The sequence below is a fragment of the uncultured Flavobacterium sp. genome, from assembly GCF_963922255.1.
In the GTDB taxonomy this organism is placed as follows: domain Bacteria; phylum Bacteroidota; class Bacteroidia; order Flavobacteriales; family Flavobacteriaceae; genus Flavobacterium.
On record NZ_CAWUIC010000004.1, the window covers coordinates 54335 to 69902 of the forward strand.

Annotated in this window: 3 protein-coding genes; all 3 read left to right on the top strand. The window is 31.2% G+C overall.

The window, feature by feature from the left end; translation table 11 throughout:
* The first annotated feature begins 343 nt into the window (after positions 1–343).
* Genes AABJ49_RS04895 through AABJ49_RS04905 form a run of 3 tightly spaced genes read left to right on the top strand, consistent with a single transcriptional unit; the run spans position 344 to position 15562 of the window.
* On the top strand, positions 344–8302 hold the full coding sequence (locus AABJ49_RS04895; RefSeq protein ID WP_338376542.1) for a hypothetical protein: 7959 nt from the start codon (positions 344–346) through the stop codon (positions 8300–8302).
* A gap of 6 nt (positions 8303–8308) precedes the next feature.
* Positions 8309–14824, top strand: a complete 6516-nt coding sequence (locus tag AABJ49_RS04900) for a hypothetical protein (protein WP_338376544.1) — start codon at positions 8309–8311, stop codon at positions 14822–14824.
* 18 nt (positions 14825–14842) lie between these two features.
* Positions 14843–15562, top strand: coding sequence for a hypothetical protein (locus AABJ49_RS04905; RefSeq protein ID WP_338376546.1), 720 nt, complete (start codon positions 14843–14845; stop codon positions 15560–15562).
* The last annotated feature ends 6 nt before the right edge of the window (positions 15563–15568 follow it).

The following is a 15568-nucleotide window of genomic DNA, read 5'->3' on the forward strand; positions in this document are numbered from 1 at the left end:
GAGTTTAAAAAATCATATAAAACAGAGTCAATCTTTCTGATAAGAGTAGGGAGATTTTGATTATGATGAAATAATCTTTTTTGATTAAAAAAAATTAATTGCAAGACCGAAAGTGAATTCATTTTCGGTCTTGTTTTTTTAAAATTACGTGTTTATACGTATTGTTTGATATTGTCTAAGGATTTAATTTTAAAAATTGAAAACAGGATACATAAATGATGTAGGCTTTTTTATTAATGACTTGAAAAAATCATTGAGGTTGTTAAATAAAAGAGAACTATAGTTTTTTAAGATATATATTTTGTTTTATTAGCTTTCAATTTAGAATAAATAATAGATAATTATGCCTTCATCAAGTAATACACCACCGGTAGTTCGTCGTTATTATCCTACTCTTTCATCTGTAGTATCGTTAGATGATTTCCCTGAGTCACTGAGTTTTGTAAAGCAGGGTTTGCAAAGTTTATTCAGTAATATTCATTACAAAGACTTACAATATAAAAAAAGCCCTAAAGGGGATAAAGCCTTTTATAGCTTAAGTATTGTAACTAATAAATTAGGTATAGAGTTGTTTGGGTCTGGTGTCCGATTAGTTATAAATCCTGATGAAAGTGAAACAACAGATAGTTCTATATCAGCCTTTCCAGTAACATTGGAATATGAATGGAGAATTTTGGCGTACCTCCGTAGTTTTGATTTGAATAATTTTTCATTTACCCCTCAAGAATTTTTTGAATTGGGCTTAGTGATTTTGAATGTATCAGAAGAACAAGCTATAGCTCAGTTTATTAATACTTTTACCATTCCTGTTGATGAAGATACATTAGCTCTAGAACAATTTATTACCGATTTAAAGGATTACAATAATGATCCTGTAATACAAACTTTAAACTTAACTGTTAATGAAGATACAAAATTAACAGAAGTTGTTCAAGCAATAAATTCACATACAGACAAGTATGCTACACTATATGCCTTTGGAGCTTATTTATTAAATAATGATTTGAATGAAACAAAAAGAAAATTAGAAGTTTTTTTTAAGTCTTTTATACCTGAAGATATTGAGTCCTACATTAAAGATATTTTAATTCCAAAAGCAAGGGTTACCTTAAATGTTTCTACAGCTGTAGAATTTCCAAGAAATATTTTATATCCTTATAAATTAAATGATACTACTGGAATATGGGAAAGAGAGCCTGAAAACAGTACAGTGTTAACCCGTTTCTATTTTGGTAATGTATTATTATATGCTGACACGCAAGAAGGTGTTGGTTATAAAATGGATCTTGTTGGGGATTTAAGACCCACTTACAGTGAAATAGGCAAAACAGGGCTTTTAATTCAGTTAGAAAGGTTAAAGATAGATTTAAGTGATAAAGTAAATATTCCTGAAGCAGATGCTGATGGAAGATCAGTTGATTTTAGAGGAGTATATGCAGATACGCTTTCAGTAACCTTGCCCGCAAAATGGTTTAAGACAGCAACCAATACTAATGGTTCAACCTTAAGAATTGGAGGTTATGGTTTATTGATAGGTACTGGTGGCGTTTCTGGTACATTCGCACTTGAAGCTGTTCCTACTGAAAATCCATCCGACGGTCAAATTATAGATTTTTTTAGTTCTAAATTTAATTTTGTTTATCCAATTGTAGGATTAAAGAATAATATAATTACAAAAGAGGAAGAAAGTATATTAATTAATGATGAAGCAGAATTATTAACTTACTTGAACTCTTTAAATAATAAAAATTTATATAATTTTAAGTTTCCCTTAAACATCAATCCAACTTCAGGTCTATCAAAAGAATTCAATAGTTTAGCTGAATTTAGAAGTTATATAACTGATATAGTAGTTTCAGAAAATGGAACTATGTGGTTTAATATAGGTAGTGAGACTAAGGGTTTTTTGGTAGGTTTTCAAAAATTTGATATCACGTTCAAACAGAACAAGGTTATTTCCTCGAATATAAAAGGGGCTTTAGAAATTAAAAAATTTGTTTATCCTGGAACAACTGATCCAGTACACATTGATATTGAAGGGCATTTAAGCGATGATGGTGATTTTAATTTAACTGCTTCTGCACAACCTCCATATCCTATTGAGTTCCCTGATGTTTTTACCTATCACATGAAAAGTGTTGAACTTGGTAAAGAAGATAATGATTTTTATATTGGTACCTCTGGAACTTTACAATTTGAAGGATTTTTAAAAGAGACTTTGCAATTAGGCCCTATTGAGATTGAGCGATTGCGTATTTATAGTGATGGGTCTATAGAATTTAAAGGAGGTTCCGTACAACTAATAAATCCAATAGTTTTACCATTAGGACCTGTAGAGATTACCGTTTCTGCTATACACTATGGTTCTCATCAAAAAGAGGTTAATGGTGTAATGCGTAAATTTAACTATTTTGGTTTTGATGGTGGTGTTAGTATTGACCCACTGGGAATAGAAGTAAGAGGAGACGGAGTTAAGTATTACTATTGTGTTGATGATGTTGAGGGACAAGAAAAACCCAAACCTTATTTACACATTCAGACTTTATATTTAGATTTAGTAATTCCTGCTAATTCAGGCTCTCTAGCTAAAATTAATGGATGGGTGACTATACCTGAGCCGGGAGTTTCTAAAGAGTATGCAGGAGGTATTACTTTACAAATACCTAAAGCAAAATTAGCTGGAAAAGCAGAAATGAAACTGATGCCTAGGTATCCTGCTTTTATCATAGATTGTGAGTTAGAACCACCTGTTCCTATTCCTTTGGGGACGTTTGCAATATATGGATTTAGAGGCTTACTAGGTTATCGATATGTTGCTGAAAAACAGGCTATACAAGGGTTTACATCTGATAATACTTGGTATGAATATTATAAAGCGCCGAGAAGAGGTATTAATGTTCAGAAGTTTAATGGTCCTGATAAGAGTGTTAATTATAATACCTTAGTTTCATTAGGAGCTGGAGCTACTCTAGGAACATCTGCTGATGATGGTTATACTTTTAGTATAAAAGCGATGGCTTTATTCTCCATTCCTTCTTTATTTATGATTGATGGTAGGGCTAATATTCTTGCAGCCCGTTTAGGACTTGATGATACTAAAGATCCTCCATTTTTTGCTTTTGTTGCAGTGGGTGATGATTCGCTTGAATTTGGATTTGGAGCGGATTATAAATTGCCAGGTAATGGAAAAATATTAACAATATATGCTGATGTTCAGGCTGGTTTTTTCTTTAAAAATCAAAAGCCTTGGTATATCAATATTGGTACTAACGTTAATCCTATTACTGCTAGAATTTTGACCTTACTCACTATTAAGAGTTATGTTATGCTATCGGCTAAAGGAATTGAAGCTGGGGCAAGAGGAGAGTTTAATTTTGACAGAAATTATGGTGTTATAAAAGTACAAGCTCATGCCTTTATTGAAGTAGGTGGGAAAGTAAGTTTTGAGCGACCTCAAATGGGAGCTTATTTAATGGCTGGTGTGAGTGCAAGAGTGCGAGTATTATTTGTAACCTTGAGTTTAGATATTGGCATCTTGTTTGGTGTAGAAGCTCCAAAACCTTTCTTAATCTATGGTAAATTCTATTTTAGAGTAAAAGTAGGGATTAAGATATTTGGTAAACGTATCACCTTATTTAAATTTAGTGGAAACCTAGAGGTAGTTTGGAACTTTAATAAAAATATTGACCGAACTCCAATTAATCCATTGATTAATGAATCTAATGCTGATGCTATACCGGAATTAGTACAAGGTATAAGTATGCTGACTAATGAGCCTTTCTTACTAGGTTATTTAGCATCTCCACCAACTGGAGCTCCCAATGAATTAATCTTAGAGCACATTATTCCTTTGGATACTTATATTGACATAAAAACTCAAAAAGGACTATTGCCAGGTAATACGCAAGACCCTAATAATTCTGTTCGAAAATTAATAGGAGGTATTAATAACGCTCCTGCAAATTATGTTGATTTGATTCCACCTGTAAGTACTATGAAGGGAAGAAGTATTCGACAAGTTAAGCATCAATACACTATAGATCATCTGGAAATTAAATTTTGGAATGAGACTAAAAATATATGGGAACATTATCATCCCTATGAAGCGTTATACCCTAATGAGCCAAGTATAGCCAATTTAAAAGTAGGGCAATTTCAAAAAACAGATGGTATTTATAATGCTGTAAGATTGCTTGCTACAACTCCGTTTTCTTACACAGAACAAGGAGAACCGGGCTGGTATGTGCCAGAACAATATGGCATAAATGCTTCTACTTTGTTTTGTGAAGCCGAACAAAGGGAGAAAAAATGTGCTACGTTCTTGCAAAAACCTTTACATGGCAAGTATTATTGTGGTGATGCGAATACACCACTTTTTTCTAATGGTGTTTCTTTTCAGTTGATTACTCCAAATGCTGATGAAGATTATGCTTATGTAACGGATGAAGCTAATTTTTTTAACATAACTAAATCATTAGCTTTTAATAATTGGAATGGTTTAGAAATTTTATTGCCACAACCTTCTATAATGACAGCTTTAAAACTGAGTAACTTTAGTAATGGAGTGAAAGTGAAATTTTATGCTGTTATTCAAAGTCCTCAAAATGATGTTTTATTTAATGTTGTGTATGGTAATCCAAATCCGGCTGCCGCTAATGTGAATGAACCTTTTGAAATGGTATTGTTTGGTGATGATTTGCATGATGAAATACATTATAACTTTTCTACTAATTCTTCTGGAGTATGGCAACCGATTCATGATGACTGGAGACCTGTTTCACGTATAGTAGTAGAACCTATCTTTGACAGTAGCATTAGCCAGCAGATTAATTTATTAAACGATGAGATTGCCACAATTGAGAATGATAATAATTTGATTTCTTTAGGTATAATAGACGGAGATATACTCTCTACGGCTGCTTTAGAAGAAGAATTACATCAATTGATTTGCGGAGTTAGTGGAGTAGGAAGTTCGGATTCTTTTGTAAATCGATATTCTAAAAAGGATTTGTTAAATTATTATTATTCTAAAGAGTTTACTGAAAAGGATACGCAATTTATTTATGCTATAGGAACAACTGAACAAAGAGGTTTACTTAGTAAGATTACTAAGGATGGTAGTTTAGTATGGGAAGCAAAATATGTATTACCTGCTAACACAAAAGAAAAATTAATTTTTAAACGTATTATTCAGATTGAGAAACAAGGTTCAAATGAGTTTCAGTATGTAGTATATGCAACTACTGGTAAACAACATTATTTATTAAGTTTTAATCCTGAAGATGGAAAAATTATATGGTGTAAACATATTGAATGGGGTGATGAAGATATATTCGTGCATATTGCTCCTTCAAAAAAAGAATTCCAGTTTTATTTAACTCTTACTGACCGAAATCAAATTGACACAAGAAGGGAGCCGTTTGTTGCTGTTATTGATTCTAGTGGAGAATTTATCAAGGGAAGTTTATTGGTTATTGAAAAAGAAGAATTTATAGTAAGTGTTATTTGTGAAGACGTTGATGGTTTTGTTGTAGCGGGAAGATATATTGAAGGAGAGTATAATGACTCTGTAGGAAGTATTATGAAAATAAGTCATGATTTAGAACTCATTACTTCTATAAAAATTGATAAACGTTACAGTACTATACATGATATTAAAATTACAGCTAATGGGGCTTATTTATTATCGGGTTATGATAGTAAGCAAGAAGGTCTTTTTGCTTTATTAGTTGATGGAGAAGGTTCTTATACTTCTTATCAATTTCCAAATACTAAGCATCATAATTCCTCTGTTCAATTAGGGAATGATGCTTTCTATTTTCTTCAAAACAATGATTACAATGGGGTTTTACATAAAGTGAGTTATGATTTTAATGTAATTTGGAGTAAGGAGATACACTTAAATAGCGGAACAAATGGTATTAGAAACTTTACATTTAATAGTACAAGTAAGGCTATTACTCTAAATTGTTTTAATCAAAATGAAGGTTCGCTAGTTGTACATGCCAACTCTAATTTGCAGAGTTGCTTGACAAATGAGTTGAATGCTTCAAACTTAACACCACTAGCTGTTGAAATTGTAAAATTTGAAGGAAAACTAGAGGGATATGAATTAGGGTTAAAAGAATTAGGTTGTGAATCTGAAAACTTCGGCTCTGAAATAAAACCATATTGTGAAGCAGAAGGATGTGGTGAAGCAGATCCAAAAGTTTGTGAATTGTATGAGCAGATTTCAACTATTTATTCGAATTGCTTATTAAATCCTTCGATTATTAGTGAAGCTAATTTTGAAGCTGTATCATTATGTTACAGAGATATATTAGGTCTTATAGAATCGTTTGATCCTAATTATAATTTAGGAGGATATCTTACTAATGAATTGCAATTGATTAACCAGTTTTTAAATAAGAAAGATATTCAGAATTATACTCAAGCATGGAATGCTGTTCAGTCTGTACTTGATTATTTGAATGAAATAGGCAATTGTATTTGTGAATGTACGCCAAAAGATTTCACGATGATTCATCAAGTCTGTTGGATGTCAGTTGAAGACTATGAATATAATGTAAATATACCATCTCAAGAGGCCATTACAGAAGATGCTCAAGCTGCCATAGATGGCATTACAAAATATATACAACCTATTTGGAGACCTGATACTAGTTATTATATTCATTTTATACTGAAAGATAATGTGGATAATGGTAGTACTGTTCAATCTTACCCTTATACTTATGGATTTAGTACAGGAGGTCCTGTAGGGTTTTTCCATACACATGATGAATCGACTTATGGTGATTTGAAATTGAAAATTGGTGATATGCTTTTAAAAGAGGATAATACCAATGGGAATAGTTATTTTATTGTGAGTAATAATGGTTTAGAAAATGAAGGTGGTAGCATATACATTAGTAATACAAATGGATTTATATTTGAGGATACTGTTGGTAAATTAAGAGATGCTATTACCAAACAAATTATTCTTGATCCTCAAACAGGTGAAGACTTGAGAGTAATTGGTCACCCAGATCAATATCCGTTGACCACATTGAAACAATATATTGATTATAACCGTTCTTATCCGAATGCTGATGGTAATTTATTGAGTGCTAAACCTTTGTTTTATGATGATCAGGTATCAATGATAAATGGACAAATTGCTAGTACTACGCAAATTCAGTTATTCTTTAGTAAAGCGTATGCTACTCATTTCTTCCATAAATGGGAGTCTTATAAAGCACAGCAAAATCCACCTAATTCTAGTCTCCCTTCTCAGAATGCTTTAGATGGTAGGTTAAAGATTGTGATTAAAGATCCAGTAGAAGATATTTTAATTGAAAATCCTCCTTATTTGGATTATGATGAAAATGATACAGAGCATACTCACATTCCACAAACTGAAGAAGTTTGGAATCCTGAGGAAAATCCTCAAGTACCATTTGCTATAAGTCACTATTTTAACTTAATGGAAGCACCAAACTGTATGGGAGAAGTTACCATTACTAAACCTGCTTCTGAATATGTTACGATATTTCCTAAGCATTTGAAACCTAACAAACTTTACACTGCTATCGTCAACAATTTGTTTGATGTTAATCATAATGGAGATTTTGATAATGCAACAACGATAGATGAAATACGCGAAGTTCACAAATTTGTATTTAAAACTTCTCGCTATAAAGACTTTAAAGAGCAGGTGGAGAGTTATTTTATGAAACGTGATTTTGATGGTAATCTGGTGCAACGTGAGGCTATTTTTAATTTTGCAAAACCATTTACTTCTGATGAAATTGAAGCTAGTTATACTACTATTTGGAATTGGAATAATCCTGATAATTTACAGCTAATGACTGGATTTACACCTGAGGTAGTTAATACTTTAACTAACGACTATCAACATCCGTTTGACCGAGTTTTTGAAGGTATTTTAGGTTTAAAACCATGGGATGAAGCTGTATGTACTGAAGTTACGATTATTAAAGATGAAAATACAAATACTGTTGTGGCTTTGATTGTTAGAAATCCTGAGCCTTTTAATAATCCTAAATTTAGACAAGAAGTTGTAAAAGATACTATTGAAATCATGACAGACGGAAATGTTAATGGTTCTTATATGGCTCTATTCTCTAAAGATCACTCACAAGCTATTATTATGAATTCTGCAAAAAATATTTCAGAAAATATTAGTTTGAAATTCCAATACAAAGTTTACAGAGATATGCAACCAGGTAATGATGCTATAATTAATTATCCCGTGATGACTGAAGTTGTTTTACCCATTGATTTATTAAATAATAATTAGAAAAGTATGCCATTTTTAAACAGATATATTAAAACAGAAGGATATATTTATTATTATTCTTTAAAAATAGGAACTGCTATTTATAATGTAGGAGAAGGAGATGATAGTGCAAGTGTTATCACTAAGTTAAATCTTGATGGAACAGTTGTTTGGGAAAAATCTTATCTCTTTGAAGAACAAATTTCGTTTAGGAAAATAATTTCTTGTAGTAATGCTAGTGATTTTCTAGTTCTAGGAACATCAGTTGGAAATTTACTGTATTTGATGCGAATAAATTCCAATGGAAAAATTCTTTGGAAAAAACAATTGAGTGGAACTCCTAATTATCAACTGCCTAATTCTAAAGATATTGATACTCTCGTTGATATAGGAAATGAAAACTACATACTTGCTTTTAGTGAAGGATTATTAACTGATAGTACTTTCACTGTAGTTATAAAATTTGACATCAATGGAACTATATTAGCTCAAAAGAGATTAACTTTTGATACTTATAATTTTGAGGTAAAAGGTATTGCTAAAGGTACTACTAAGATAGGTTTGTATGGTACAGCTCATCAAGATCTCAATAGTTCCAACAGAGGTTTAATAGTTGAATTGGATTTTAATTTGAATACTGTTCAAAATATTATTGAATCTTCTACTGTCAGTACGGTAAATGATTTGATATATAAAAATCAAAACTACATTGTTAAGGGGACAACATTTGATTTTTACGATTTTTTTGTAAAATTAAATGTTTCTGGTTCTACAATTAATCACTTAAGTGAAAAACTTTATGTAGGTTCTAAAATCAATAATTTAAAATATAATACTAATTATTTATATACTGAAAATTATGAAAGAGAACATGCTGTAATTTCTAAAATTGATTATAATTTTAATCCCATTTGGACTAAACAGTTTAACTTTATTAATATACAACCTGCAGTTGGAATTTTATGTGATGTTGCTAATGAGGACATTCTGTTAAATAATAGTTTAGGAAGTAGTTTTAATGGTGAACTGCAGCATGCGGTCATTGGTTCTTTAGATTCAGAGCTTACAAGCTGTAGAACAAATGATGAGGAATTAGTGCAGTTGGTTGCCAAAGCATGTACTTTTTCTATTATACAAACTGATTTTACGTTTGTCACTTTTGATTATTCTTTTGTTGATGTATCAACACCAGAAGCATTCAATTTAAATTCTACCGTTGAACCTGTTTGCCCAGATTTAGGTCCCTGTATAAAAGATGAAAAAATATGTGCAGATTACATTAAGTTGGAAGGGGCTTTTGCCAAATGTGTTGAAGGAGTAAAAACTAAAAACCCTGATTATATTAAAAGTTTGAGTTTATTTAAGGATTGTTTTCAGCAATTTTTAGAAATGTTTTCACAAATAAATGCTAATTACCCACAATATCATTTAGAAGAACATTTACAATTTCAAATTAAAGCCATACAGGCTTATATCATATATAAAGGAGATAAAGGCATTGAAGTGTATTATTATGATGCATTAAGTGCTGTTGAATTTATTTTGAACTATTTATCTCAATTGGGAAATTGTAACTGTGAAAATGTTTTAGAATTTACGGATTATTCTTCTATTCAATCAGGTCATTTATATTTGCAATCAGCAGGTTCTGTTGGAGAAGATAGTACACAAGGAATTCATTTAAGATGGGCATTGAGAGATGCTTTATCTGATCATTTACCTAAAGCAAATTATGCCACAACCACTCATAACTTTAATAAGAATGATGATTATGTTAAAATTTACAGAGCAAAATATGTTCCATTTAAAACAACTTTAGATTTTAATATTGCTCCTCTTCAGGTTAATGAATTTGGTACCAAAAGAAACTGGGTTTATGAAGTTAGTGGAAAAGTATTTCACGTTCATTTTTCAGATATTGCAAAGTATAATCAGGTTAGGTCAAACTTAGATCCTGCAACAGATACTTTGTTGTTTATTAAAAATTATGGTAATAGTGTTATTGAGGTTGAAACTAAAACAGAATTAAGTTTTAAAGTTTCTCCGAAATTTCAAATTTTAACTAGTAATCATTTTGTAAAAACAGAATTATTATCTGTTTCGGAAAACAAAATTATCTCTCCGAAAGCTGCATCATTGAGGAAAAAATATGCTGCTGATGAACTTAACAATACATCATTAGTTTCAGAAAACATTAGAAGTATTCGATTTAGTAGTACTGCATCTCATATTGAATTACTATCGTTTGAATTTTACTCTGATTTTATACTTACTACTCAGAAACAGAATAAATGGAATTTTATTGGAAAATATGCTTTAACTAAAGAAACTAATGTAGCCTATCAACGATTAGAGCCTGAAGCTAATTGTTTAGAAAACTGGTTACGTTACAATGATCAGGCCTTTGTGAATGTAGATAATTATCATACGCGATGGAATTCTAATAGTATTCCTGAACTTGAGCGAATTTACACGTCAGTTGATAAATATATTGAACTAAGCGATGCTTTGAACAATCCTACTGCAATAGAAATTTTTCCATTTGATAATTATAGCGATGTTGAAGCCTGTATTCTTACTAATCCTGATTATGACCCTAATGATCCAAACTCAGAACCAGAATATGATCCTTATATTCCAGAACCTCCTACAGAGAATTCTGGTATTGAAATTCCATTTCTGGAAGTTTTAAAGTTAGGTTCGTTGGATTATCATGTTGCACGAATGTTGGGATTAGGAACATTGGATTTGAACCCAATAGTTTTTGATGGAGAATATATGTATTTGTCTGAATACATTTCTTTTGGTGATTTACATGACGGTTTAGGAGCCAGACAAGTACAACATTTATACTGTTCTCTGCCTACTTCATTGCATGATCAACGTCTTCCTCTTCCTGTAGATTTAAAAGAGCCGGTTCCTGGTATCTTTTTTAACAATGGTTATGATGATTCCGAAGTAGATGAAAATGAAGAAGAATTTACTGATGAAGAGCAAATAAATTTAGTTACGCCTGAAGGTTTTTCTCCAGATGGTAAAACAAAATATTATTCTCTTTTTCCTGAGAATGACATTGATGAACTAGCTGATGCTCCGTTCTACTATATCAGTGATGAGTTTATAGCTTGTGAGACAACAGAACCAGTTTTTGCAGGTTTAGAATACAGAAAAACAGGAGAAACTAGTTGGATTAAACCCGAGTTGTCTTATCATCCACTTTATTTTAATGTTGATACTAGTAGTGTTGCATCTGAATTAACAAATGAAACTGTTGAGTTAGTACTACCAGAAGAAGATAAACCGTTATTTACTCATGCTGTAAAGGAAAATTGTAAGTTAGATTATTCATCTTATGGAATAAATTGGTTTAGTAGAGCTACTCCAAGTGAAGTAGTACATGAAGTTGAGATTATCCTACCAGCTGTAAATGAACTATTACCTCCAACTAATGTAACAGCGACTTTAATTCAAAAAGAAATTCCTTTGCTATTAACATCTTCTCAAGAGCAAGTCTTGTTCTCTGAAAATACAAATCAAGATAAAACATTAGTTCGTTTGACTTTTGAATATAATCATGCACAAGAATTGATTGATTATCATCAAAAAATTAATGGAGAAACAATTCCAAATTATTTTGAAACTGATAATAATAAGGAATTATTTGCTGATAAAATACAGATTTTCTTTAGGGATCAAGTGCCTAATAGCGTTTCTGGAAAAGTAAGTTTTGTAGGAAATAATAGTAATCCTTTATTAATTGAAGTCGATACAGCGCCATATTCAATATATAGTTCAGGTATTGATGATAGTGTTGTTCCTCAAACTGTACCACCTACATATAATGAAACTTTAATTCCTATTATACCTAATGGAACAGAAAGTAATTATATAGGTAGCGTAATGCTAGTTGATAATGTTCAGTATGTTATTCATGAGATTGACAATACAGGAAATTATCCAAAGTTTATTGTTTTTAAGGCTGATGCTAGTGACTCTATTTTGAATTCAGGAACAGGAACTAACCCAGCAAATGAAATTTTACCTACTATAGGAAGCTTATTTGTAATTGTAGAAAATATGCAAAATCTATCTATATGGGGATTGCCAACTAATTCAGGATTTAATGTTGTTATTGACCATGATATAGTTCATCGTGAAGAGGAAATTATCATAAAAAATATTGATTGTACAACAGAAACTCACGTACAAAAGTTTAGAGGAATTTATGAAAATGCGAACATAGAAAAAATATTAGAGAAAGTTGATGAAGACGGAGATGGTTTATATGATACAGATACAAATGATAATTTTATTCTTAAACATTTAGGATTATATAAAATTACTTTTCCTGGATTTAAACTACCACAACATTCACAACATTATTTAGAAACTTCTCCTGGTACTAATTCCGTTGAATGGTATAATGGAATAGTTAGGTTACATACCCTTAGTGATAGTAGTGGACCAAGAAAAGAATTTAAAGTTATTAGGACAGAAAATATAGGTTCTACTACTGATGATTTAGTTCTTTATATTGAAGATTTAACATTCCCAAGTGATTTAAGTGACTTAGATACTTACAAAGGTAAATTAATGGATGATGAGGATGATTCTATTAGTCAAATGACTAATTATTATCCTGGATATAAAGTTTATTTGTATAAAGATGATAATTTAGGATTAAACAAAAGTAGTGTTTTACCTCAAGGAGATAATGAGGTACGTTATACTGTTTTTGGTTTGAGAAGTTGGGATTTACCTAATGAGTTTCCGTACGATAATGCCGTTGACTTCTTTTCTAAAATGTCTGTTCCTGCATTAATGTTTGCTAACGCTGTTATGGAACCTGTTCAACCTCAAAGACCAACAGGAGGAATGTATGCTACACGACCAGATTATTTTGGAAAATCATCTTATTCTTTTAATACAAAATATGGGACACCAGAAGAAATTCACAAACCTTATTCTGTTCAGTTCAACAGAGCCAGTGATATTCAATTCTTATCTGCAATTTATAATAAAGATGTCTTAGGTTATGATGGGGATACGGGACTTCCTATATTAAATACGGTTCAGGATGTGATGCAAAATATTTTTCTAAATGGAGAAGAAGATTTTTATGTTGATAGATGGAATGATTTATTGAGTTTTAATTACCCTTCAGGCAGTTTTGCTACTTTTGAAGATAGAACATTACCATTGCCTGACAATCCTTCTTTTATAGAAAGTATTAATGCTTTTATTGACGCCCATAATGTGTTTTATAATAACTCTCCAACTCAAGTTGGACATATTTCAGTGCCAATAATAAGTCTTAATGAAACGGTTATTCCTGAAGTATTATTATCTAACGGAGATGTTAGAAATGCTGAATTAAAAATTAAAGATTTCTTGAAAGATGTTTTATTGAATTGTTTTATTCCTTTAACAGAAGTTCCTGTATTGTATAATTTTGTAAAGTTGCTTCCGTATAAACCAATTCCTAAAAAGCAAGTTGTAAGAGATCGAAATGGGAATTTATTACAGCCTACGCTTGACCCAGAATCTGATTTTGATATGGCACCAATGATGTGCCGAATTGACCCACAAGGACAACAATATGAGTCTCAATTTACTGATTTTGGTTTAGATGGTGCTTCAAACGCAAAATATTTTTATGCAGTAAGAGAAATTAATAACCAAATGAAAACTAGTGATTATAGCGAAATACTTGGTCCAATTAGTTTGGTTAATACAGCTCCACCAATTGCTCCTGAAATCATTAAAGTAATTCCTGTTCTAGAAAATCGAACTTTAGGAATCACACCATCAGTACAATTACAAATTAACGCTTATCCAAAAGCTCAGAATATAGCTAAAGTTTCAATTTATAGAGCAGATAGCCCGTCTGATGCTTTATCAATCAGGACAATGAAACTAGTTAGAATTGTTGATTTAGAAGTTGAAAATTTATTGGATGAAAGTAAATGGATTTTTGAGGATGATTTTTCGGATTTGGCCGAAACACCGTTTGGAGATCCATTATTTTATAGGTTAACAGTAGCTAGAAGAATTCGTTATAATGATAAAGAATTAGCCAATGTTGTAGATTATGCACCTTCTGAGGCTTCAAAACTAATAATAACTAATGTGGTTGAGAATTATAACCCTGCTTCACCAATTTTAGATTATTATTCAGAACCTTTAAATACTAATAATGAATTAACAACAATTGTGCTTCATTGGGAAAAAACTTGTTATAAAGGTAAATACCATTTATACAAAATGAACTCGCAAGGTAATTGGGTAAAAATACATGAATTACAAACTAATGATCAAGATACTTACTTGCCTTTAGAATTAACAGACTTGCTGTCAGGAACATTATCTATCATGAATAGTGAAAACAATTCTATCTATCATCATTTTAAAGTTATTGCTGAAAATACTGCAGGTATGATGAGTAGAGAGGAACGTATTTTAACCATACATAATGAAGCAAACTGGCAAGACATTGGAGGAATAGGAGATATGATAGTAGGAGGCACATTTTATATAAGATAAATAACTAAAAAATAAATTATGGCAACAAATAGAGAAGATTTAAAAGCATATTTTAATACTGGTGATAGACCAACAGAAAGTCAATTTGCTGAATTAATTGATAACACAGTAAATAATATTGATGATAAAGCGAATTTAACAGAAGCTGCTGCAGGTAATGATGAAGTTAAATACATCACACCTAAAACTGCAAAAAAAGTTGTTGAAACTTTTGCTAGTAGTTCAATTCCAACGGCTACAATATCTACACAAGGGAAGGTTGAAATTGCAACTCTTACTGAAGTTCAAGCAGGAACAGATACAACTAGAGTGGTTACACCAGAAGGAGCAAAAAAAGCTGCAGAAACGTTTGCGCCTGTAAAAAGTGTGAATGGTCAAACAGGTATAGTAAATTTAAATATTCCGACAATTACAGATTCTTCATGGCAAACACCCACTTTACTAAATTCTGTCACTAATTTTGGTTCTAATTATCAGACGGTTAGATATAGAAAAATTCAAAATATAGTATATATTGAGGGTGTTATTAAAGGAGGAACTACACAAACTAATGGATTGACTTATTCATTATTTCTTTTACCAGTAGGATTTAGACCTCTTAGAAGACATACTTTTACTATTCATACAGGTAATGGGTTAGTTGGTAGAATAGATATTGATCCTAATGGAAATGTATATGCAGTTATTTACAATAATGTTAATGCATCTTTATCTGGAATTAGTTTTTTTGTTGATTAGTTGTTT

What these genes read in the sequence shown, in the direction of transcription:
- AABJ49_RS04895 (WP_338376542.1), top strand. Translation starts at nt 344, where the DNA reads ATGCCTTCATCAAGTAATACACCACCGGTAGTTCGTCGTTATTATCCT.
- AABJ49_RS04900 (WP_338376544.1), top strand. Translation starts at nt 8,309, where the DNA reads ATGCCATTTTTAAACAGATATATTAAAACAGAAGGATATATTTATTAT.
- AABJ49_RS04905 (WP_338376546.1), top strand. Translation starts at nt 14,843, where the DNA reads ATGGCAACAAATAGAGAAGATTTAAAAGCATATTTTAATACTGGTGAT.